Origin of the sequence: Acinetobacter sp. FDAARGOS_559 (assembly GCF_003940475.1) — a bacterium.
GTDB lineage: Bacteria > Pseudomonadota > Gammaproteobacteria > Pseudomonadales > Moraxellaceae > Acinetobacter > Acinetobacter baumannii.
In genome coordinates, this window is record NZ_RKJG01000005.1 from 2224896 (window position 1) to 2248701 (window position 23806).

Consider the following 23806-nt stretch of genomic DNA (forward strand, 5'->3'; position numbering starts at 1 on the left):
CTCTAGTCTGAGTGACAACTATTGTAAGAATCATAATCGAATTTCAATATAATTGCCTTGGAAGTTTAACTTGATTGCGCCTAGACAAGGGCTATTTGCTAGCCTACTGATCATTAGTTTTGCATTGCATACCTTTTTATTGGTGATTGCAACGACACACCAGCTCAATGAAAACCGTGCGAGTCAAGGTCAGCTCATGACCAGTCAACTCGTTGCAGATAGCTTATCTGAGCTTGAACCTGCCAATACGGTCTCTTTAGCTCTGATTGCCAATCGCTATGCGACCAATCCAAGTGTGGCATCTATCCGTATTCTTGACGCCAATAAACAAGTTTTGGCAACAAGCGGCATGTCAAAAACTCGCCAAGGTGAAATTTTTGTTCGTGATGCGCTTCAAAACGAGAAAAAAGTCGGTTCTATTGAAATCACACTAATTCAACCAAGTATTGGGGAAATTCTTCGTACCCAATGGCTTGCGATTTTAGCCTCACTGTTTTTACATGTTTTATTATGGCTGGCTTACCGCGCCATTGCTCGCCCAACGCGTAGCGAATACTTAGCCCGTATTAACGAAGAAAACCGTTTAAAACATGAAATTCAAGAGTTAACTCAAGCTCTCGCGCTTGAAAAACAAAATACAGTGACCTTGGTTGCTCAAGCTCAGCAGCAAGCTAAAGCTAAACCAATTGTTCGCTCGCAACCAGAAAAAAGCTTAGAGTCTACAGACCAAAATACCTTGGCACTTAATATTCAATTTTATGATCCTAAACAGTTATTAAGTAGTGTTAACCAGTCTGTTTCTGTACCGTACTTTAAACTTTGTCAGCTCTTTTTAAATAAGAGTATTGAGCTATGTACAAAGCATTATCATTTGAAAGCGACTGATATTGATGTTGTAGACGAGTTTCATGCAGAGGGCGCAACACTTGCCATTTCGACTTCACATCCACACGCTGTAGAATGTCTACTTATGGTAGGTACGGTTTTCCAATTGCTTTCAGACGTTTTATATAAGCGTTACCGTGAAGATAAACGCTTTGCACTACAAACTCGCAGTGCCGTGTGTAATGCCGTAGAAGCAATGCAAATTGATGCCAAAGAAGCTGCTCAACGTTTAGCGCAACATCTTCATGCGAAAGAATCTGCACTCTACCTTGATAATGAACAGCTTAAAGCAATTCAAGACAGCTATCAGCTTGTTGCAATGCCTAACCCAAGTAATGTCATGACTCGTCATGCATTTATGATCAATGGTATGAATGCTGAATGTGCAGAGCTTGCACAAAATATTCGAACTGAAATTTTGATGGGTAAAAAATCAATTCCTCAAAATGACAGCCCGAGTAGTGCAGCATCTTAAAAATTTATTGTGCGCATTTAAACCTAGCCATCCGGCTAGGTTTTTTTATCTAAATTTATGGTATTTATTTTAAATAATTTTATTTCCTTATGATTTATTTATCTAAATAAATCCGGTTCTATGATGTTGAGTCGTAAATTTGGATAAATCAGAATCATAGGCAAAATTCTATAAACAGCGTAAACTATGCGAAATTTATTCAATAGAAATTGTCTTACGACAAAAAAAGGTGAAAGCGAATGCCGCTGAGTCGTGTTGAAGAACTTGTCGCCGATATTCGTGCAGGCAAAATGGTCATCTTAATGGATGACGAAGACCGTGAAAATGAAGGTGACCTTGTCATCGCAGCAACGCATGTACGCCCTGAAGATATTAACTTCATGATTACACATGCACGCGGTTTAGTTTGCTTAACTTTAAGCCGTGAACGTTGTAAACAATTAAACCTCCCGCTGATGGTTGACCAGAACGGTGCCCAGCATGGTACTAACTTTACGTTATCTATCGAAGCAGCTGAAGGTATTACCACAGGTATTTCGGCAGCAGAACGTGCTCACACGATTCAAGCTGCTGTGGCAGCACATGCCAAACCAACCGATATTGTACAACCGGGCCATATTTTCCCACTCATGGCACAGCCAGGTGGTGTATTACACCGTGCAGGTCATACCGAAGCAGGTTGTGATTTAGCACGACTGGCAGGTCTTGAGCCTGCATCTGTCATTTGTGAAATCATCAAAGAAGATGGCACAATGGCACGCCGCGCAGATTTAGAAATTTTTGCTGAGAAGCATGGCTTAAAAATTGGTACAATTGCCGACCTAATCCACTACCGTATGACCAATGAGCAAACTGTAGAACGTTTGGATCAAAGAACGATTCAAACAGAATATGGTTCATTTGAGCTCTATCGCTATCGTGAGATAGGTAACCCTGACATTCACTTGGCTTTAGTCAAAGGTGAGCCAAAAGAAGGTGTTACAACGGTACGTGTACATGGTTTTAGTCCTGTTCGCGATTTGCTTAAGCTAAATAAAGCTGACGGTGAACCGGCTTGGAATCTAGACCGTGCGCTACAAACGATTGCAGCAAGTGACCGCGGCGTTTTAGTCTGGATCGGACAAGATCATTTGCAAGACTTGGGACCAGCGTTGGATGATTTAACTAAGCCAAAACCGGTGAAATCCAATGCAGCACTTTCACATCAATATCAAACTATTGGTGTTGGTGCTCAAATTTTGCGTGATTTAGGTGTTGAAAAAATGAAGCTTCTGAGCTCACCATTGCGTTTCAATGCCTTATCTGGCTTTAATTTAGAAGTAGTGGAATATGTCACTGCTGATCAAATCACAACGAAATAATCGAGGTTGCTATGGCAATTCGCCGTATTGAAGGTTTATTACATCTCGCAAGCGAAGGTCGTTATGCGATTTTAGTGGGTCGTTTCAACAGTTTTGTTGTTGAACACTTATTAGAAGGCGCGATCGACACGTTAAAACGTCATGGCGTAAATGAAGATAACATTACTGTTATTCACGCTCCAGGCGCATGGGAACTACCGATCGTTGCTAAAAAATTAGCTACATCAAACCAGTTTGATGCCATCATTGCACTCGGTGCAGTCATTCGTGGTAGCACACCTCACTTTGACTTTGTTGCTGGTGAATGTGCGAAAGGTTTAGGTGTAGTTGCGTTAGAAAGCAGCTTGCCTGTTATCAATGGTGTATTAACTACTGACAGCATCGAGCAAGCAATCGAACGCTCAGGTACAAAAGCAGGAAACAAAGGTAGCGAAGCTGCTTTAACTGCAATTGAAATGGTTAATTTATTAAAGGCAATTTAAAGCATGTCTCAAACACTGCAAGCCGCTTATGCAGCAAAACGTAAAGCACGTCGTTTTGCTGTACAAGGTATTTATGAGTGGCAAATGAGTCACAACCCTGTACATGAAATTGAAGCGCGTACACGTGCTGAAAATGCAATGCACAAGGTAGACTTGAACTATTATCACGAACTACTTACTCAAGTTATCGCTCAGCACGAAGACCTTGATGCGTTACTTATTCCGGTACTTGACCGTGAAATTGACGCGCTAGATGGTGTAGAGCTCGCAACTTTGCGTTTAGGTGCTTACGAGTTACGTGATCATCTAGAAATTCCATATCGTGTGGTACTTGATGAAGCAATCGAACTTGCGAAGCATTTTGGCGGAGCAGACAGTCATAAATACATCAATGGTGTATTAGACCGTTTAAGTTCGACACTGCGTAGCGCAGAAAAACAACAAGCAAAATAATAGGCTTGATGTTCTATGGCTGAGTTCTCAATTATTGATCAATACTTTAATCGTCAGTCACATCCTGACGTTGCGCTTGGTATTGGTGATGACTCAGCCTTAATTACTCCCCCTCCAAATCAACAACTGGTCATCTGTGCCGATACACTTGTTGCTGGACGTCACTTCCCTCTTGAAACCTCGCCCCATGCGATTGGCTGGAAAAGTGTTGCCGTAAATCTGTCTGATATTGCTGCAATGGGCGCCAAACCACATAGTATTTTACTTGCGATCAGCTTGCCTCAAGTTGACCATGAATGGCTTGAAGGATTTAGTCAGGGAATCTATGACTGTTGTAATCAATTTGGAGTTGCCTTAATTGGCGGAGATACCACTCAAGGTCCACACCTCACCATTACCGTCACGGCCATGGGCTGGATTGAAACAGGAAAAGCTGTATTACGTTCAGGTGCTAAGGTCGGTGATTATGTTTGTGTAAGTGGGCAAATTGGTGATGCTGCTTATGGGCTTCAGCATTTAGGACATTCCCTACAACAAAGACTGGACTATCCGACGCCACGTTGTAAGCTTGGAGAAGAGCTAAAAGGGCTCGCCTCTAGCATGATCGATGTGTCAGATGGTTTAGCTCAAGATTTAGGACATATTTTAAAAGCATCCACGGTTGGAGCACGACTCATCCTAGAAAAATTACCTGTCGATCCTGTACTGCAACAACTAGAAGAACGACAACGTTGGCAATATGCCTTGGCAGGTGGTGATGACTACGAATTATGTTTTACAATAACACCGCAAAATTATGAAAAACTTTTGCAAAAACAACTAGACGTTAAGATTACAATGATCGGACAGATCGTTGAGCAAACAAAACTAACTTTTGAGCATTTGGGTTCAGATTACCCATTGCAAATTCATGGATACCAACACTTTGCATAAACCGCCGATTCATTTTAAAGACATGTCTTGGTTCAACCGCTGCATCGTTTTCTGTGGGGTTGGTTTTGGATCTGGTCTTGCTCCTAAAGCACCTGGTACTTTTGGCTCTGCTTTTGCCTTACTTTTTGTTCCCATCTGGTTATCTCTCGGATTTACTTTAAGTTTAATCGCTATTCTCATCATGTCAGTGGTGGGTATTTATATTTGCGGTCAAACTGCAAAAATCCTTGATGTTCATGATGATGGACGAATTGTTTGGGATGAATTTGCAGGACAATCAATTACTCTTCTGCCTTTAATATTTTTTAATATAATGTCGTTACAATGGGCACTAATTGGTTTTTGCTTATTCCGCCTGTTTGATGTTTGGAAACCTTGGCCAATCCGTGTTGCTGACCAGAAAGTTGCTGGTGGCTTCGGAATTATGCTAGACGACATCATTGCAGGGCTTTGGGCGGCACTCTGTATCATCATATTTATTACTTTCTGGGGCGTAACGCCATTTAAGTAGGTTTACTCATGTCAACTACCGTCATTATCCTTGCTGCAGGCAAAGGAACGCGAATGCGTTCACAACTACCTAAAGTATTGCAACCTTTAGCTGGACGCCCGCTACTAGGACATGTTATTAAAACAGCAAAACAACTATTAGCAGAAAATATCATTACCATTTATGGACATGGCGGCGATCACGTAAAAAAGACTTTCGCACAAGAAAACATTCAATGGGTTGAACAAGCAGAACAGTTAGGGACTGGTCATGCTGTACAAATGACTTTACCGGTACTTCCTAAAGACGGCATTTCATTAATTTTATACGGTGATGTTCCTTTAGTCCGTCAAACAACGCTTGAACAGCTGATTGAAGCATCAAATAAAACCGGTATTGGTATGATTACTTTACATGTCGATAACCCAACAGGTTATGGCCGTATTGTCCGCCAAGACGGTAAAATCCAAGCGATTGTTGAACATAAAGACGCAACCGAAGCTCAGCGTCAAATTCAAGAAATCAACACAGGTATTTACTGTGTCAGCAATGCAAAACTGCATGAGTGGTTGCCTAAGCTTTCAAATGAAAATGCACAAGGCGAATACTATTTAACTGATATCGTTGCGATGGCTGTTGCTGATGGTCTAGAAATCGCCTCAATTCAACCAGAACTCGCATTTGAAGTTGAAGGTGTAAATGACCGCCTGCAACTTGCAGCACTTGAGCGTGAATTTCAGAAGCAACAAGCAAAAGAACTTATGCAGCAAGGCGTAACTTTTGCTGATCCTGCACGTTTTGATTTACGTGGTACAGTAAAAGTTGGTCATGATGTCCGTATTGATGTGAATGTCATTATTGAAGGCGACTGTGAACTCGGTGACTTTGTCGAAATCGGTGCTGGCTGTATCTTAAAAAATACAACCATTGCAGCGGGCACTAAAGTCCAAGCATACAGCGTTTTTGATGGAGCAGTTGTTGGGGAAAATACCCAAATTGGTCCTTTCGCACGCTTACGTCCAGGTGCTAAATTGGCAAACGAAGTACATATCGGCAACTTTGTTGAAGTCAAAAATACAACGATCGGTCTAGGCAGTAAAGCTAACCATTTCACCTATTTAGGTGATGCCGAGATCGGTGCTGAATCAAATATTGGGGCAGGTACAATCACCTGCAATTATGATGGTGCAAATAAACACAAAACCACTATTGGCGATGCAGTTTTTATCGGTTCTAATAGCTCGCTGGTTGCGCCTGTGACTATTGGTAATGGAGCAACAGTCGGTGCGGGTTCTGTGATTACGAAAGATGTGGCTGAACAAAGTCTCTCCTTTGAGCGTGCTCAACAAATTTCTAAAGCAAATTATCAACGTCCCCAAAAGCTTAAAAAATAAGAGGATTGAAGTATGTGTGGTATCGTCGGAGGCGTTGCAGAACGTTGTGTAACCGAGATTTTAATTGAAGGTTTAAAACGTCTTGAATATCGTGGTTATGATTCGGCAGGCGTTGCTTTACTCAATAACCAGCAAATTTTACGTGAGCGCCGTGTTGGTAAAGTTGCCAATCTTGCAGACGCTGTTTCAGAACACCAGCTTACTGGAGCAATCGGTATTGCTCATACCCGTTGGGCAACACACGGTAAACCGACCGAAAATAATGCTCACCCGCACATGTCAGGCAAGGTAGCAGTCGTTCACAACGGTATTATCGAGAACTATCAAGAGCTTAAAGATGACCTTCAAGCTTTAGGATATGTATTTACTTCTCAAACAGATACTGAAGTGGTAGCCCATTTAGTTGCAGAAGCTCTAAAAAATACTGATAGTTTACTTGAAGCAGTAGAATCTGTAGTTCCTCAGCTTAAAGGTGCCTATGCGTTAGGTATTATTCACAGCGATTACCCAGATGAACTCATTACTGTACGTGAAGGTTCACCACTTGTAATTGGTGTGGGTATTGGCGAGAACTTTATCAGTTCAGACCAATTGGCCCTTTTACCAGTAACGAACCGTTTTATTTACTTAGAAGAAGGCGATATTGCTCGTCTTACTCGTACTTCAATTGAAGTATTTGTAAAAGGTGAACGTGTTGAACGTCCAGTTAAAGAACTTGATGCAACTGTAAGCAGCGCTTCAAAAGGTGAATATAAACACTACATGCTCAAAGAAATTTATGAGCAGCCTGAAGCAATCAAACAAACAATTTCTCAAGCACTTGATGGCAACAATTTACGTGATGATTTCTTGAAAGATGCTGATGCAGATTTCAGTAAACTTCAAAGTGTTCAAATTATTGCGTGTGGTACAAGTTATCACTCAGGAATGATCGCTAAATATTGGTTTGAACAGCTAATTGGTGTGCCATGCCAAGTTGAGATTGCGAGTGAATTCCGTTATCGCTCACCAGTGATTGTGGAAAATACACTTTACATCTGTATTTCTCAATCAGGCGAAACAGCGGATACCTTAGCTGCACTACGTGAAACTCAAAAACGTGCTAAAGCAAATAATATCGATATTCAGACTTTAACGATCTGTAACGTCGCAACTTCTTCAATGGTACGTGAAACTGATCACCACTTATTGACCCTTGCTGGGCCTGAAATTGGTGTTGCATCAACAAAAGCGTTCACGACTCAGCTTGCTGCATTAATGTTGTTAATCTTGAAAATTGGTCAAGTGAAACAACGTATTAGCAATGTGATGATTGAAGAGCTTGCTCGTGAATTGTGGCACAGCCCGAAAGTCATTCTTGATACGCTTAAGCAAGATGCTGAAATTTTACGTTTATCAGAATTGTTCGTTGAAAAACAACACTGTTTATTCTTAGGCCGAGGCACACACTATCCAATCGCTTTGGAGGGTGCATTAAAGCTTAAAGAAATTTCATATATTCACGCAGAAGGTTATGCGGCTGGTGAGTTAAAACATGGCCCATTGGCACTTGTTGATACTGAAATGCCAATCGTGATTCTTGCGCCAAATGACGAAATGCTTGATAAGCTTAAGTCGAATATGGAAGAAGTTCAGGCGCGTGGCGGTGAGTTATTCGTTTTTGCTGATGAAAATAGCGGTGTAGTCGAAAAAGATCGTCAACACGTTGTACAAATTCCAGCAGTAAACGAATGGCTTGCACCAATCATTTATAGCGTACCAGTTCAGTTGTTGTCTTATCACGTTGCTGTATTACGTGGTACAGACGTTGACCAGCCACGTAACTTGGCGAAGTCAGTAACTGTAGAGTAATTCAAAAAAGATCATTATTAAGGCTGTGCTTAGACAATATAGTTTTAAACTAAACATTAAAGTTCTAAACTGTAACAATATAGTTCTAAACTAGACATTAAAGTTGTAAACCTGATAAACCCAGCTATACTGATTAAAAAGTGGCTGGGTTTTTCTATGAGTAGAGCACCGAGATTTTTCACACAAGAACAAATTAGCAAAAGAATAACAAGTGGCCATGGACAAGGTATGGGAAAAGATTACCAACCATGGCTGACTATTCAGGATGTACCTTCTCATGGGGTATCTCATCGTATTTACTCTCATAAAACGCAGAGAGTTCATCATTTACTTTCAAATTTGGAACTGTACGTTTTTTTGATTTTAGATTGGTCTAGCTCTGTTCAGGATATACGGGAACAATTCCCTTTGAATCTAGATGACACAAAAGAAATCTGTTTAGAGCATGGTTTGAGACATCCAAGCATACAAGGCTCAGATCAAGTCATGAGTTCCGATTTTCTGATTGATACGAATAATAAGAACAAGCCTCAATTTGTAATTCAGGTAAAGCCTTTAAAAGAGCTATTAAAAGAAAGGACTATTGAAAAACTCGAAATTGAACGTCGATACTGGGCACTCAAAGAAATTCCGTGGAGTATTGTGACTGAACAAAATATTCCTACAACTGCCCGAAAAAATCTCGAATGGTTAAGCCCCTTTGTTACAGAACATATAGATCCTGATATCTGGGACAAACTACATTTAATTTCTTATTATTTTTCAAAGAAACCAAGTGTTTCCATCATTAAACTTTGTAAAGAGGTTGATGTTCAGGAAGGAACTACAGCTGGAACAACCCTACAATATCTAAGAATACTCATAGCAAATCGTTTGATCAAATTTGATATCCAACAACCATTCCAAAAGTTAAAAGGTTCTGACCTAGAATTTGATTTAGAGGTATCTTATGTGGCGAACCAATGAAGTCGTTAAATTTGATGAAAGCCACTACCGGATTTTATTCTTTCAATCTGGAGAAATCATATGGATTAATATGGAGGAAACCAAAGGTGTTCCCTCTTTAGTTCTTGAAGAGCAACTTTCACAATGGATTGATGAAAAACGTTTATTTAGAAGTTCAGACCCTTTTGAGTATCTAAAGTCTATAGAACCACCCATAAATTCAGTCGCTTTTGAAAAACGTGCTCAGGCTTATCAAATTATTGAACCAATTATATATGACAAAGGCTGTTTTAATGAGGAAATTAGAGCTAAACGGGTTCGTTTAGTAGAACAAAAAAATATCGCAACTAAAGCTACAATATACAAATATCTCCGCCGCTATTGGCAAAGAGGTCAAATTCCAAATGCTTTACTACCAGATTATAGAAATGCTGGAGCACCAGGCAAGCCAAGAACCTTGGCAGGCACTAAAAAATCAGGAGCAAAGCGTAAATTTGGCGATGGGACTGGTATTAAAGTCACGCCAGAAATAGAAAGGCTCTTTCGGTTAATAGCTGAGTCTGAATTATTAAATGATAAAAAAATTAATATCACATCTGCTCATCGAAAATTTGAAGAACTTTTTGTCCAACATTACCCACATATAAAACAGGCAGATATTCCGACACGTAGACAGTTTGACTATTTCTACAAACGTGAATACCAACTTCCACAAAGAATAGAGGCTAGGACACCTGTATTAAGTTTCCAAAAAGATATACGACCATTAAGCGGGACTGCTACAGCAAATACGCTTGGGCCTGGTAGTCGTTATGAAATTGATGCAACTATTGCTGATATTTATTTAGTTGCTGATGATGACCGAAGTAAGATTTTAGGTCGTCCCACACTTTATGTCGTGGTTGATGTTTTTAGTAGAATGGTGGTTGGTTTCTATATTGGCTTTCACAACCCATCATATGTTGTTGCTATGCAAGCTATTGTAAATGCTTGCAGTGATAAAGTTGATCTATGCAAGATGTTTGGGATTGATATTCAACCAGAACAATGGCCAACGATAGGTTTGCCTGATGCCATTCTTGCTGACCGTGGCGAAATGATGAGCCATCAAGTCGAACGTTTAATCTATGGTTATAATGTTCGTATTGAAAATGCACCTGCTTATCGAGGGGATGCTAAAGGAATTGTTGAGCGCTACTTTGGAACGTTACAGGCAGAATTCAAACCCTATGCCCCTGGCGTAGTAAAAGGAAACCGTATTAAAAAACATGGCGAAAGTGATTACCGCCTTGAGGCAGCTCTGCCCATTACAGCATTTACCAAGATGATCATAAAGACAATACTTTATCGTAATCAGCATCATGTATTGGATACTTATGACAGAGAGGCCGATTTCCCTCCAGATTTACCTTCTATCCCATTACATATATGGAATTGGGGTATTCAAAACCGCACAGGTCATCTTCGCATCGTAGAACCAACACCTTTTCGGATCATGATACTACCTCGTAAGAAAGTTTCCATTTCTACTTCTGGCGTCAATTTATGGGGACTGTATTACATTGGATCAGAGATACTTAGAGAGGGTTGGCTACATCGTAGTAAAGAAGTCTCTCGCCCACAGGATCTTCAAGCTGCCTATGATCCAAGTAATGTAGATAAGATATATTTATTTCCGAAACATGATAGTACGATCTATTGGGAATGCTCTTTATCAACTAAAAGTCGTCAATTTTCGGGTAAATCATTTTGGCAAGTCTGGGAAATACAAGATCAAGAAAAAAATCTACATGCAATTGGAAAAGATAATAGCAAAGCTGCTCGTAGAGAGCTGGATCAATTTATTCGTGACACCATTGCTGACGCAAAAAAAATGGCGACCAACTCTGGTGTGTCAAATCGTCAGCGTTTATCTGAAATTAAATCAAATAAAAAATCTGCTCGTGAAAATGAAAAATTATCAGATAATTACTCGAAGACTGATAAACACCCTAAAGATAAAGGAACGATTATTTCATTTAAGCCAAAGCAAGATGAATCAAGTTATCCACAATTCGTTCCAGGTTTTTTTGATGACGAGGATGACCAATCATGAATAATCTAATAACAGATGCTGAGTATCATGACACTGGTGTGCATGCTTACAAAGGTAATCCTTTCATCGAAGCTTTACCTCCCATTCAAGAGCCTTTTGAAGATACAAAAATTCTCATCTCTAAAGTAACACCTACCCTTGACGATCTAAAGCAAAAAAGAGTTATTCGTGCTCATAATATTCATCAGATCACTGGCTCATTTTTCCAACCTTTAGCAATGCATATGCTATTGAGTGAGCGTATTTCTCTCATGATTCGTGGAGGATATGTCGGTCGGAATCCAAACACAGGAAAATTGCAACAACATCTACAAAATGGCTATGAACGTTTGCAAAAAGGTGACTTGGATGCAAAACGCTTTGATGGAGCTGAATCAACTGCCCATAGCATGGCTATCATTGGGTGTTCAGGTAGTGGTAAAACAACATCCTTACGAAGAATACTAAACACATATCCTCAAGTCATTTTTCACCCAACATTAAATCGTCATCAGATCGTCTACTTAAAAATAGATTGCTCTCACGATGGTTCACTTAAAGAGCTTTGTCTCAATTTTTTTCGAGCAATTGATAAAGTCATCGGCTCAAATTATGAGAAAAAGTATGGTATGAAAAGACATGGCGTAGAAACCATGCTTGCTCTCATGGCTCAAACAGCCAATATGTTTGCGTTAGGCCTCTTAGTCATTGACGAAATTCAACATTTAAGTCGAGCAAAGTCTGGTGGTTCAGAGAAAATGCTCAACTTTTTTGTCACGATGAGCAATACCATTGGAATTCCTGTACTTTTTGTTGGGACGCCTAAAGCAAGAGACATCTTTGATCTTGATCTACGTTCCAGTCGACGTGCAGCTGGTCTAGGTTCTATCTTTTGGAACCCAATTTCACAATACCTACCTGATCAGAAGAGTCAAAACCCTGAGTGGATAGCATTTACCAATACACTTTGGAAATTGCAGTACTTGCAGAAAAGAGACCCTATTTTAAGTGATGAGATTCGAGACACTTGGTTTGATTTGAGTCAAGGTATTCTCGATATTGTAGTGAAACTTTTTATTTTGGCTCAATTACGTGCCCTCGCAACGGGAGCAGAAAAGATTACCGTAGAGCTGCTGAAACGTGTTTATGAGGATGAACTAAAACTTGTCCATCCTATGCTTAGTGCATTACGTTCAGGTATACCTGAACGAATCGCTCAATTCTCAGATCTTGCTGTACCCGATATGGACAAGAAAATCATCCATCTTATTCAGAAAATCTCTGCATCTACTGTTGAGTCCGAAGAAGACCGAGCCTTAAAACAGTTGAGTAATGATGATCAGCGACGTATCTATTTAATGCTAAAAGATGAATTTCCATCAGACTCCATCATCTTTGCTATTCAAAAAATTGTAGAGTTAAAACCCCAAATATCTAGACAACAGCTCTTGGCTTCTATTATTCAGGCAATGGAGACAGATAATACAACTTCTCAAGTTACAGTAACCAAAAAGAAAAACCAACGGATCGGCTTAAAGCAATGGAATGAACTGGAGGATACCGATCTTCGTCATATTTTTTCGATGAACTCAACTAGCCCAGAAAGTATCTATACCCAATTAAACCATCACGGTTTAATTCTACAAATGTCAGACCTGTTGTCATAGTATGGGGTAAGAATCATGTGGAATTTTCCAACACCGCTTCCCGATGAACTAATTTACAGCACCGTCGCTCGTGCTGGATTACACCATGGTATTCAAAGTCCCAAACAGCTACTTGATGAGGTTTTTCAAGATCGGAAAGTCGTTGCTACAGTAGACTTACCTAGCCACTTAAATGCTATTGTACATTTATTACAGCGAACTGATCGTTTTGGTTTAATAGACCTGATTTACAAACATACCATGTTTGGCTTATATGCACCCTTTGTTCAGGAATCCCATCGACTAAAAGCAATCACTTTAATGACTGAGCAGGCATCTGGTTCTGTTCATCTTATGTTTGGTCTAAATGCTTCCAGAGTCCCCAACAAAAATAAGTTTCATTACTGCCCAATCTGCATACAACAGCAACGAGAAACGTATGGAGAATATTTCTGGAACAGGGCTTGGTTTGTACCTAACCTTCCAATATGCCTGAAACATAATTGTTCACTTCTGTCTCAAGATTATATTCAACAACAGCATCGACACCTTTTCTTACCGTTGTTGCCAAACCAAACTCAGGACCTACCTGAACCCTACTTTAAGGAAGACTTTATCTTAGGACAAATGTCCGTAGAGTTATTACAACTTGATCCTCAGCCATCCCCAAGCCATGAACAATGGACTAAGTTTTATCTAGAAATTGCTGATGCAAAGAATTGCCGTAGGGGCAGTCAGGTTCGCCATGAACAAACTTATGAGCAAGTGATTAACAAATTTAAATATGTATATCTCAACTCTAAGAATTTAGGGATTAATCCTGATCAAGATACTTCATGGCTCAAAACTATTTTTAGAAAGCATCGCAAAGCCTTTAGTTTTTTAGAACATTGTATTGTCTGGTCTTCATTTATACCTGAAATGACACCTAAAGACATTCTGCAATATGTCAGCTCTATTTCAGCAAACCAATATTTTGTAAAACGACCTACTTCTACGGACAATATTCCCCCTGTAAAAATAGAGGAGATGAGACAGAAATGGCAAGATATCGTGCTACTTCATGGTGTAACGTCTGGTCGTAAAATTAAATCAGGCCAAGCAACTTATATATGGCTATATAGAAATGATCAAAATTGGCTCCTAACCTTTAATTCAAAACATTTGTCAAAACCCCAAGTCCGAAAAAATAAAGTAAATTGGCCTATACGTGATTTTTCAATAACCAAAGAATTATTCAAAATTTTCTATCGTTCAAATGATGACTTAGCTTGTCCAAGAATGTCAAAAAGTTGGTTTCTCAATCAATTATCCAAAGGAAATTCCATTTCCAAAAATTTGCACCAACTGCCTTTAAGCTCCAAATTTCTTTCAACTTATTCTGAAGATACAATAGCTTATCAAATACGGAGAATTACCCATGCCATGATCAGGCTTGGGTATACAGAGTCCAGTACTAAAGATAGATGGCGGATATTGCGACTTGCAGGATTAAGTAAAGAAAGAATTACTCAAGAAGCCCAAATTTTCCTAAATATGATTTGTGAGAAGATTTATGCATATTAAAAGCCTCCCTTTAGATACATTAATTACAGGTATAGGACGACTATTTAAATATGAAAATAAACCATGGTTTATTAATTTGTGGGGAGAATCCGAAGAAACTAAAAAGGGATATTACACCTCTTTTTCCCATATGCATTTATTGACTAAACGTCGAATTATCAACTCTACCAAAAATGAGCATCGAAAGTCTGGATTTCACCTAAAATTTACATGCCCCCCTCCAGCAGAATGGATATCTTTTGCTCAATCTAAATCACAATTTCACTTTTTTGGGTTTGATGCTTTGGCAACGTTTTCAAATGAAGCTCAAACTGTTAAAAACATTCATATTGAATTGCCACAGCTTGAATTGGCAAGAGCTTTCTTCTTCCAAAATGCTTACCTAACTCGATCAGCACTAGAGTTAAATGTACTGGCAGAAGATTTTGATATTCAGAGCAGGGCTGATCATTACCTGATTAATATTCTTCCCTCATGTGAAGGCTCCCTAGCACTAACTCATTTCAATAAACCTGGATTTCGTCGATTTCTTGCATATTTACTCCTAAATGAAAATATAAGAGCCTCATATGAAAGCATCGCTCAACAGTGTCAGGCCTTTGAAAGAATTAATAATACACAAAGAACATGGAACTTTAGTTTCACCCCTCCCAATTTAACAGACGTAAATATTGAAGCATACGGTTATTACGACAAGCTAACCAATACATTCAAAATTAATGAAATTATTGGCTTTTCTGGGCTCTACACCCATATTGATAAGCCTGTTTATTTTCATCATGATAAATTTTCTGGAGCATCAAAAAAATCGGGTAATACCAGTACCATACCACCAAAGCCGAATCATGCGGAACCCAAACTGAATGATGAAGAGGAAGCGACACCCAGCAATAAGCCCACAATTATAGATAGCCCAACTACTTTACTTGATTTTGATGATCCATTTGAAACTAAGAAAGTCGCAGATAAAACTGGTTCAAAAAATGCTGTTATCGTGGATGATGCTCAAGAGTATATTGATGAATTAATCGGTGATGTGAATGCTAATGAACCAGGAATTGGCGGTACAGTTAAAGCAGGTGATTTTGAAGGTGCAAAGGATCAAACTGATGATGCCCATTTATACCTAGACCGCTTCTCCGCTTTTATGCAGATGCTTTATAAACTCGAGGAGAAGTATGGAATACAATATTCATTGACTTTAAAGGTTCTACCTGAAGTAGCAGGATTTACCAAACATCTAAAGTCCGATAATAATCCTCGTTGTATCGCTGAAGTACATTTTCTTCATCGAGGCCAACATTTCATTTTGCTGGAAGTTGACACATCCGATAATACGACTCGCCTTTCAACGCAATTATTAACGATAAAAGATATGAATTGCTGGGAAGAAGATTACGAAAAACTTCGTAAGTTTGTGGTTCAAAAAACACTTAACTGGCCACATAGCTTCATCAAAAAAATAGCAATTCAACAGGTCAGATTTAATCACCCACGTATTGATGATGGACAAAAAGTTGCCATTGAGGATTTAGAGGGATGGGCTACTCGTATTTATAACGGTCTGACGCGATAAATTTCACCATATAAAATTTCCAGCTTACAAAGCTCAAGTATTATGCACAACCTGTACAAACACAGTTGTATATCATTATGAAAAAGCATTAGGAAAGCCTTTTAGCCCATCTACCACAGGTAAAAGATATCTTGCATCCTTCGTTTTTAAGTACAGTCATGACTGGTAGCCAGAATTTTGGCGCCTTCTGTTGTCTGTGCAATCCACATCCTCAACAATTCTTTTTGCCCATCCATATGTAAGCATCCGGCTAACACAGCCTTACCAAGCGGTCCTATAAGCCTTAATTTAGTTCCCACCTAAAAACAAGTGGGGACTTAATCCATGAACATGGATATATATTCAGCAACACCTCCTGTTGCTAAAAAACGCAGAACATACAGCAAAGAATTCAAACTCAGTATTGTCAATGCCTGTAAAAATCCTAATACCTCGATCGCTTCGGTCGCACTGCAACATAGTATTAATGCCAACCTTGTCAGTCGTTGGATCAGGATCTTCAGCCATCATGAGGGTGCCGTGCAGGATCCTACTCATGTGAATCCAGCATTTATTGCTTTGCCTTACACTGCTGCAATCAGCCAACCTATTGATGAGAGGATCACGTTGTGTATCACCGTGCCTCATACGAATAATGATATTCAGCTAAAATGGCAGACATCAGAAATACCTGCCTTGGCAGAATTACTCAAGGCACTGGCAACATGATCCGTATCAATGAAATTTGGCTCTCTACCCAGCCCATGGATATGCGAGCAGGAATGGATACTGTCATGGCTCAGGTGGTGAGAGCCTTTGGCTACATCAAACCGCATTGCGCCTACCTGTTCTGTAATAAACGTGGTCATCGTATGAAAGTGTTGGTACATGATGGACTGGGCATCTGGCTGTGTGCCCGGCGTTTGGAACAGGGTAAATTTCACTGGGCTCAAGTTCACCAAGGTGAAACCGTGGCCCTCAGCCCGGAACAGTTACAGGCATTAATCCAAGGTTTGCCCTGGCAGAGAATTGGATTGCAGCAAGTGGTGAATATGCTCTAAACCAAGCTCGACCATTCTGCCATCCTCCAAACGTTCTATTTCATTCTCTTCATGACCTCAGGCATACTGCGGTCATGAATACGCTGCCTGACTTAAGCCAACTGACCCATGAACAACTGCTGGAATTCACCAGACAGTTGGCGATGCAGCATCAGTCTCTAGCACAATCAAACCAACAATTGGATGCCAAAGTTCAACATCTTTCTATTCTCAATCAAAAATACGAGCATGAACTGGCGCTGTTTAAAAAGCACAAATTCGCCCAAAAGAATGAACACTTAACGGCAAAACAAATCCACCTATGGGATGAAGCGGTTGAAGAAGATATTGCTGCTGTTGATCTGGAATTAGAACGATTAAATGCAGATAAAACCGATGCAGCGACACAGAAAGCCAAAACCAATAAACCTAAACGTCGACCACTGCCAGATCATCTACACACCATCCGTATTGAGCATGAACCTGCATCAACCCAATGCACTTGTGGATGCCAACTCCGTCGTATCGGCGAAGATGTCAGTGAGAAACTGCATTTCAGACCGGCACAGTTCTATAAGGAACAGCATGTGCGTGGTAAATGGGTCTGTGATCAGTGTGACACTCTGACTCAGCAAGCGATGCCCGCCTATGTGATTGATAAAGGCATTGCTTCACCTGAATTGCTCAGCCATGTGCTGGTATCGAAGTATGCCGATCATTTGCCGCTGTACCGTCAACGTCTGATCTATCAGCGGGCGGGAATCGAACTTTCTAGATCAACTTTATCTGACTGGATAGGTCGCTGCGGTGTAGAACTGGAACCTCTGGCCAATGCCTTAAAAGAGGTGGTGCTGCAACAGCGGGTGCTGCATGCAGATGAAACACCGGTCACCATCATGCGGATGGGTGAGAATGAGAAAAAACCGAAGAAAGGTTATGTCTGGGCCTATGCCACCACACAGTACAATCCAGTTCAGGCGGTGATCTATGACTTTCAGGATAGTCGTTCAGGCCAGCATGCTGCAGAGTTCTTGAAAGGCTGGCAGGGCAATCTAGTCTGTGATGATTACAGTGGTTATAAAGCACGCTTTAAATCAGGCCAGGTCATAGAGGTCGGCTGCATGGCCCATGCACGTCGTAAATTCCATGAACTGCATGTGACCGGGAAAAGTCAGGTCGCTGAACAGGCATTGGTGCTGATTCAGAAACTGTATGCGATAGAAGCAGAACTCAGGAAAAAGACCGATGGTACAGCGGAAGACCGCCGCGAATACCGACAACAGCATAGTCAACCAGTGATGCAACAACTATATGAATGGCTCAACCAACATCATCTGACAGTGCCATCGAGTTCTCCCACCGCCAAGGCCATCAATTACACTCTGAAGCGTTGGCCAGCCTTAAGCCGCTATCTGGATGATGGCAATCTACCGATATGCAACAATTGGGTAGAGAATCAGATGCGTCCCTGGGCGTTGGGGCGCAAGAACTGGCTGTTTGCAGGTTCGCTGCGCAGTGGTCAGCGAGCGGCAAACATCATGACTTTAATCCAGTCAGCAAAGCTGAATGGGCTGGATCCGTATGCCTATTTAAGTGATGTGCTGAAAAGGTTACCGACACATAAAGTGACCCAGATTGAAGAGTTACTGCCGCACTGCTGGAAACCTAAATCGAATTAAAAAATAGGTATGGGATTCAGCGGACGCTTACATCCATATTAATGCCTAAAGCAAGATATACAGACTTATTGACAACATTTGAAGGCTGACTTTGACAACAATGCAATCGAGATAAATTCAGAATAAAGGCTGTCTGCTCCGACCTTATACCCGAGTTGTAATTTAAATTTGAGTTGCTTAGGAGAACTCTATTTTTAAAGGCTTTATGCAACAAAGCCCTATTTAACCGTAATCATCACAGACTAGATTGCCCTGCCAGCCTTTCAAGAACTCTGCAGCATGCTGGCCTGAACGACTATCCTGAAAGTCATAGATCACCGCCTGAACTGGATTGTACTGTGTGGTGGCATAGGCCCAGACATAACCTTTCTTCGGTTTTTTCTCATTCTCACCCATCCGCATGATGGTGACCGGTGTTTCATCTGCATGCAGCACCCGCTGTTGCAGCACCACCTCTTTTAAGGCATTGGCCAGAGGTTCCAGTTCTACACCGCAGCGACCTATCCAGTCAGATAAAGTTGATCTAGAAAGTTCGATTCCCGCCCGCTGATAGATCAGACGTTGACGGTACAGCGGCAAATGATCGGCATACTTCGATACCAGCACATGGCTGAGCAATTCAGGTGAAGCAATGCCTTTATCAATCACATAGGCGGGCATCGCTTGCTGAGTCAGAGTGTCACACTGATCACAGACCCATTTACCACGCACATGCTGTTCCTTATAGAACTGTGCCGGTCTGAAATGCAGTTTCTCACTGACATCTTCGCCGATACGACGGAGTTGGCATCCACAAGTGCATTGGGTTGATGCAGGTTCATGCTCAATACGGATGGTGTGTAGATGATCTGGCAGTGGTCGACGTTTAGGTTTATTGGTTTTGGCTTTCTGTGTCGCTGCATCGGTTTTATCTGCATTTAATCGTTCTAATTCCAGATCAACAGCAGCAATATCTTCTTCAACCGCTTCATCCCATAGGTGGATTTGTTTTGCCGTTAAGTGTTCATTCTTTTGGGCGAATTTGTGCTTTTTAAACAGCGCCAGTTCATGCTCGTATTTTTGATTGAGAATAGAAAGATGTTGAACTTTGGCATCCAATTGTTGGTTTGATTGTGCTAGAGACTGATGCTGCATCGCCAACTGTCTGGTGAATTCCAGCAGTTGTTCATGGGTCAGTTGGCTTAAGTCAGGCAGCGTATTCATGACCGCAGTATGCCTGAGGTCATGAAGAGAATGAAATAGAACGTTTGGAGGATGGCAGAATGGTCGAGCTTGGTTTAGAGCATATTCACCACTTGCTGCAATCCAATTCTCTGCCAGGGCAAACCTTGGATTAATGCCTGTAACTGTTCCGGGCTGAGGGCCACGGTTTCACCTTGGTGAACTTGAGCCCAGTGAAATTTACCCTGTTCCAAACGCCGGGCACACAGCCAGATGCCCAGTCCATCATGTACCAACACTTTCATACGATGACCACGTTTATTACAGAACAGGTAGGCGCAATGCGGTTTGATGTAGCCAAAGGCTCTCACCACCTGAGCCATGACAGTATCCATTCCTGCTCGCATATCCATGGGCTGGGTAGAGAGCCAAATTTCATTGATACGGATCATGTTGCCAGTGCCTTGAGTAATTCTGCCAAGGCAGGTATTTCTGATGTCTGCCATTTTAGCTGAATATCATTATTCGTATGAGGCACGGTGATACACAACGTGATCCTCTCATCAATAGGTTGGCTGATTGCAGCAGTGTAAGGCAAAGCAATAAATGCTGGATTCACATGAGTAGGATCCTGCACGGCACCCTCATGATGGCTGAAGATCCTGATCCAACGACTGACAAGGTTGGCATTAATACTATGTTGCAGTGCGACCGAAGCGATCGAGGTATTAGGATTTTTACAGGCATTGACAATACTGAGTTTGAATTCTTTGGTAAGCGTCCGCTGAATCCCATACCTATTTTTTAATTCGATTTAGGTTTCCAGCAGTGCGGCAGTAACTCTTCAATCTGGGTCACTTTATGTGTCGGTAACCTTTTCAGCACATCACTTAAATAGGCATACGGATCCAGCCCATTCAGCTTTGCTGACTGGATTAAAGTCATGATGTTTGCCGCTCGCTGACCACTGCGCAGCGAACCTGCAAACAGCCAGTTCTTGCGCCCCAACGCCCAGGGACGCATCTGATTCTCTACCCAATTGTTGCATATCGGTAGATTGCCATCATCCAGATAGCGGCTTAAGGCTGGCCAACGCTTCAGAGTGTAATTGATGGCCTTGGCGGTGGGAGAACTCGATGGCACTGTCAGATGATGTTGGTTGAGCCATTCATATAGTTGTTGCATCACTGGTTGACTATGCTGTTGTCGGTATTCGCGGCGGTCTTCCGCTGTACCATCGGTCTTTTTCCTGAGTTCTGCTTCTATCGCATACAGTTTCTGAATCAGCACCAATGCCTGTTCAGCGACCTGACTTTTCCCGGTCACATGCAGTTCATGGAATTTACGACGTGCATGGGCCATGCAGCCGACCTCTATGACCTGGCCTGATTTAAAGCGTGCTTTATAACCACTGTAATCATCACAGACTAGATTGCCCTGCCAGCCTTTCAAGAACTCTGCAGCATGCTGGCCTGAACGACTATCCTGAAAGTCATAGATCACCGCCTGAACTGGATTGTACTGTGTGGTGGCATAGGCCCAGACATAACCTTTCTTCGGTTTTTTCTCATTCTCACCCATCCGCATGATGGTGACCGGTGTTTCATCTGCATGCAGCACCCGCTGTTGCAGCACCACCTCTTTTAAGGCATTGGCCAGAGGTTCCAGTTCTACACCGCAGCGACCTATCCAGTCAGATAAAGTTGATCTAGAAAGTTCGATTCCCGCCCGCTGATAGATCAGACGTTGACGGTACAGCGGCAAATGATCGGCATACTTCGATACCAGCACATGGCTGAGCAATTCAGGTGAAGCAATGCCTTTATCAATCACATAGGCGGGCATCGCTTGCTGAGTCAGAGTGTCACACTGATCACAGACCCATTTACCACGCACATGCTGTTCCTTATAGAACTGTGCCGGTCTGAAATGCAGTTTCTCACTGACATCTTCGCCGATACGACGGAGTTGGCATCCACAAGTGCATTGGGTTGATGCAGGTTCATGCTCAATACGGATGGTGTGTAGATGATCTGGCAGTGGTCGACGTTTAGGTTTATTGGTTTTGGCTTTCTGTGTCGCTGCATCGGTTTTATCTGCATTTAATCGTTCTAATTCCAGATCAACAGCAGCAATATCTTCTTCAACCGCTTCATCCCATAGGTGGATTTGTTTTGCCGTTAAGTGTTCATTCTTTTGGGCGAATTTGTGCTTTTTAAACAGCGCCAGTTCATGCTCGTATTTTTGATTGAGAATAGAAAGATGTTGAACTTTGGCATCCAATTGTTGGTTTGATTGTGCTAGAGACTGATGCTGCATCGCCAACTGTCTGGTGAATTCCAGCAGTTGTTCATGGGTCAGTTGGCTTAAGTCAGGCAGCGTATTCATGACCGCAGTATGCCTGAGGTCATGAAGAGAATGAAATAGAACGTTTGGAGGATGGCAGAATGGTCGAGCTTGGTTTAGAGCATATTCACCACTTGCTGCAATCCAATTCTCTGCCAGGGCAAACCTTGGATTAATGCCTGTAACTGTTCCGGGCTGAGGGCCACGGTTTCACCTTGGTGAACTTGAGCCCAGTGAAATTTACCCTGTTCCAAACGCCGGGCACACAGCCAGATGCCCAGTCCATCATGTACCAACACTTTCATACGATGACCACGTTTATTACAGAACAGGTAGGCGCAATGCGGTTTGATGTAGCCAAAGGCTCTCACCACCTGAGCCATGACAGTATCCATTCCTGCTCGCATATCCATGGGCTGGGTAGAGAGCCAAATTTCATTGATACGGATCATGTTGCCAGTGCCTTGAGTAATTCTGCCAAGGCAGGTATTTCTGATGTCTGCCATTTTAGCTGAATATCATTATTCGTATGAGGCACGGTGATACACAACGTGATCCTCTCATCAATAGGTTGGCTGATTGCAGCAGTGTAAGGCAAAGCAATAAATGCTGGATTCACATGAGTAGGATCCTGCACGGCACCCTCATGATGGCTGAAGATCCTGATCCAACGACTGACAAGGTTGGCATTAATACTATGTTGCAGTGCGACCGAAGCGATCGAGGTATTAGGATTTTTACAGGCATTGACAATACTGAGTTTGAATTCTTTGCTGTATGTTCTGCGTTTTTTAGCAACAGGAGGTGTTGCTGAATATATATCCATGTTCATGGATTAAGTCCCCACTTGTTTTTAGGTGGGAACTAAATTAAGGCTTATAGGACCGCTTGGTAAGGCTGTGTTAGCCGGATGCTTACATTTAACCCAAGTCCTGCTTAAGCCGATGATTCCATAATTCGAATTGTTGGCTTATTTTGATATGTCAGTTGATATACGCACAAGGATGGAAATACACCTGCTAGAAAACCCAAAATACTTCGATGCGTACTGCTCACTTAATACTATTTTTCTTTCAATAAACCAATCAATGTTTTAAGTAGGCTATTGACATCACCATTAATATAAATAATAATCGTTATCATCTTTAAAATCATTATCCAAAAGGGTGGACTTCAAAACTTGCAGTTTTTATAGCAAATTAGAGTCTGATAAGTTTTTGATACACAAACTTATCACAATTAATGAATTATATTTTTATAACTTATTAAGAAATTATAATGCATGAATTGACACTAGAAAGGGGCTTATGTTCAAGAAATTTCTCAAATGGTTTGCAACTATGTTTATGATTTTTATGACAATATCATATTCAATAGTTATAAGTAAAATTGGGTTAAACCCAACAAAAAATATTTTTTCAATGACTTTTTTTACAACATGTTAATAATTTGTACCCCATCTTTTGTTGT

Annotated in this window: 21 protein-coding genes and 3 pseudogenes; 16 read left to right on the forward strand and 8 right to left on the reverse strand. The window is 41.3% G+C overall.

What is annotated here, in order from left to right; translation table 11 throughout:
• Positions 1 to 52: 52 nt before the first annotated feature.
• The 13 genes from EGS71_RS12180 to EGS71_RS12240 all read left to right on the forward strand — a co-directional run bounded on the left by EGS71_RS12180 (position 53) and on the right by EGS71_RS12240 (position 16131).
• A complete protein-coding gene (locus EGS71_RS12180; protein ID WP_002000748.1) occupies positions 53 to 1360 on the forward strand; it encodes a hypothetical protein in 1308 nt (435 codons plus the stop codon).
• Positions 1361 to 1599: 239 nt separating this feature from the next.
• A complete protein-coding gene (gene ribBA / locus EGS71_RS12185; RefSeq protein WP_001131392.1) occupies positions 1600 to 2721 on the forward strand; it encodes a bifunctional 3,4-dihydroxy-2-butanone-4-phosphate synthase/GTP cyclohydrolase II in 1122 nt (373 codons plus the stop codon).
• Positions 2722 to 2732: 11 nt separating this feature from the next.
• On the forward strand, positions 2733 to 3203 hold the full coding sequence (ribE, locus tag EGS71_RS12190; protein WP_001007829.1) for a 6,7-dimethyl-8-ribityllumazine synthase: 471 nt from the start codon (positions 2733 to 2735) through the stop codon (positions 3201 to 3203).
• 3 nt (positions 3204 to 3206) lie between these two features.
• Positions 3207 to 3656 carry a transcription antitermination factor NusB gene (gene nusB, locus EGS71_RS12195; protein ID WP_000084188.1) on the forward strand — a complete coding sequence of 150 codons (450 nt, stop codon included), beginning with the start codon at positions 3207 to 3209 and terminating at the stop codon, positions 3654 to 3656.
• 15 nt (positions 3657 to 3671) lie between these two features.
• The gene (gene thiL, locus EGS71_RS12200; RefSeq protein ID WP_000807407.1) at positions 3672 to 4589 is read left to right on the forward strand and encodes a thiamine-phosphate kinase; all 918 of its coding nucleotides are present in this window, start codon (positions 3672 to 3674) and stop codon (positions 4587 to 4589) included.
• Complete coding sequence (locus tag EGS71_RS12205; RefSeq protein WP_000380674.1) at positions 4567 to 5100, forward strand: phosphatidylglycerophosphatase A; 534 nt, start codon at positions 4567 to 4569, stop codon at positions 5098 to 5100. The genes thiL and EGS71_RS12205 overlap by 23 nt, the downstream gene beginning before the upstream one ends.
• 8 nt (positions 5101 to 5108) lie before the next feature.
• Positions 5109 to 6473, forward strand: a complete 1365-nt coding sequence (gene glmU / locus EGS71_RS12210) for a bifunctional UDP-N-acetylglucosamine diphosphorylase/glucosamine-1-phosphate N-acetyltransferase GlmU (protein ID WP_000108581.1) — start codon at positions 5109 to 5111, stop codon at positions 6471 to 6473.
• Between the two features lie 12 nt (positions 6474 to 6485).
• A complete protein-coding gene (glmS, locus tag EGS71_RS12215) occupies positions 6486 to 8324 on the forward strand; it encodes a glutamine--fructose-6-phosphate transaminase (isomerizing) (protein ID WP_000334189.1) in 1839 nt (612 codons plus the stop codon).
• 156 nt (positions 8325 to 8480) lie between these two features.
• Positions 8481 to 9290 carry a heteromeric transposase endonuclease subunit TnsA gene (locus tag EGS71_RS12220; RefSeq protein ID WP_000085286.1) on the forward strand — a complete coding sequence of 270 codons (810 nt, stop codon included), beginning with the start codon at positions 8481 to 8483 and terminating at the stop codon, positions 9288 to 9290.
• A complete protein-coding gene (locus EGS71_RS12225; protein ID WP_000269330.1) occupies positions 9274 to 11364 on the forward strand; it encodes an integrase catalytic domain-containing protein in 2091 nt (696 codons plus the stop codon). Before EGS71_RS12220 ends, EGS71_RS12225 begins: the two co-directional genes overlap by 17 nt.
• The gene (locus tag EGS71_RS12230) at positions 11361 to 13010 is read left to right on the forward strand and encodes an AAA family ATPase (RefSeq protein WP_001061231.1); all 1650 of its coding nucleotides are present in this window, start codon (positions 11361 to 11363) and stop codon (positions 13008 to 13010) included. The genes EGS71_RS12225 and EGS71_RS12230 overlap by 4 nt, the downstream gene beginning before the upstream one ends.
• A 15-nt stretch (positions 13011 to 13025) precedes the next feature.
• Entirely contained in the window at positions 13026 to 14555 is a 1530-nt protein-coding gene (locus EGS71_RS12235; RefSeq protein WP_000267039.1) for a TnsD family Tn7-like transposition protein, read from the forward strand.
• Positions 14545 to 16131, forward strand: coding sequence for a Tn7-like element transposition protein TnsE (locus tag EGS71_RS12240; RefSeq protein WP_000547726.1), 1587 nt, complete (start codon positions 14545 to 14547; stop codon positions 16129 to 16131). Before EGS71_RS12235 ends, EGS71_RS12240 begins: the two co-directional genes overlap by 11 nt.
• Before the next feature lie 10 nt (positions 16132 to 16141).
• Here EGS71_RS12240 and EGS71_RS22775 read toward each other — a convergent pair.
• Positions 16142 to 16385, reverse strand: a pseudogene (locus EGS71_RS22775) (transposase); the annotation flags it as partial.
• Between the two features lie 70 nt (positions 16386 to 16455).
• On the opposite strand from EGS71_RS22775, the gene EGS71_RS12245 reads away from it, so the two are divergent.
• The 3 genes from EGS71_RS12245 (at position 16456) to EGS71_RS12255 (ending at position 18829) form a co-directional block, all read left to right on the forward strand.
• Positions 16456 to 16839: a transposase gene (locus EGS71_RS12245; protein WP_001055589.1), complete on the forward strand. Its 384-nt coding sequence runs from the start codon at positions 16456 to 16458 to the stop codon at positions 16837 to 16839.
• Entirely contained in the window at positions 16836 to 17171 is a 336-nt protein-coding gene (tnpB, locus tag EGS71_RS12250) for an IS66 family insertion sequence element accessory protein TnpB (protein WP_000619347.1), read from the forward strand. Before EGS71_RS12245 ends, tnpB (EGS71_RS12250) begins: the two co-directional genes overlap by 4 nt.
• A 74-nt stretch (positions 17172 to 17245) precedes the next feature.
• Positions 17246 to 18829 (forward strand): IS66-like element ISAba25 family transposase, encoded by a 1584-nt coding sequence (locus EGS71_RS12255; protein WP_001094424.1) that lies wholly within the window; start codon positions 17246 to 17248, stop codon positions 18827 to 18829.
• Between the two features lie 228 nt (positions 18830 to 19057).
• Here EGS71_RS12255 and EGS71_RS12260 read toward each other — a convergent pair.
• The 7 genes and pseudogenes from EGS71_RS12260 to EGS71_RS22780 all read right to left on the reverse strand — a co-directional run.
• Positions 19058 to 20032 (reverse strand): annotated as a pseudogene (locus EGS71_RS12260) (IS66-like element ISAba25 family transposase); the annotation flags it as partial.
• A 74-nt stretch (positions 20033 to 20106) separates the two neighbouring features.
• Positions 20107 to 20442 carry an IS66 family insertion sequence element accessory protein TnpB gene (gene tnpB, locus EGS71_RS12265; protein WP_000619347.1) on the reverse strand — a complete coding sequence of 112 codons (336 nt, stop codon included), beginning with the start codon at positions 20440 to 20442 and terminating at the stop codon, positions 20107 to 20109.
• On the reverse strand, positions 20439 to 20780 hold the full coding sequence (locus EGS71_RS12270; RefSeq protein ID WP_079262745.1) for a transposase: 342 nt from the start codon (positions 20778 to 20780) through the stop codon (positions 20439 to 20441). The genes tnpB (EGS71_RS12265) and EGS71_RS12270 overlap by 4 nt, the downstream gene beginning before the upstream one ends.
• A 14-nt stretch (positions 20781 to 20794) precedes the next feature.
• Positions 20795 to 22378, reverse strand: coding sequence for an IS66-like element ISAba25 family transposase (locus tag EGS71_RS12275; RefSeq protein WP_001094424.1), 1584 nt, complete (start codon positions 22376 to 22378; stop codon positions 20795 to 20797).
• A 74-nt stretch (positions 22379 to 22452) separates the two neighbouring features.
• On the reverse strand, positions 22453 to 22788 hold the full coding sequence (tnpB, locus tag EGS71_RS12280) for an IS66 family insertion sequence element accessory protein TnpB (protein WP_000619347.1): 336 nt from the start codon (positions 22786 to 22788) through the stop codon (positions 22453 to 22455).
• Positions 22785 to 23168, reverse strand: coding sequence for a transposase (locus EGS71_RS12285; RefSeq protein WP_001055589.1), 384 nt, complete (start codon positions 23166 to 23168; stop codon positions 22785 to 22787). The genes tnpB (EGS71_RS12280) and EGS71_RS12285 overlap by 4 nt, the downstream gene beginning before the upstream one ends.
• Before the next feature lie 104 nt (positions 23169 to 23272).
• Positions 23273 to 23434, reverse strand: a pseudogene (locus tag EGS71_RS22780) (IS982 family transposase); the annotation flags it as partial.
• Positions 23435 to 23806: the final 372 nt, after the last annotated feature.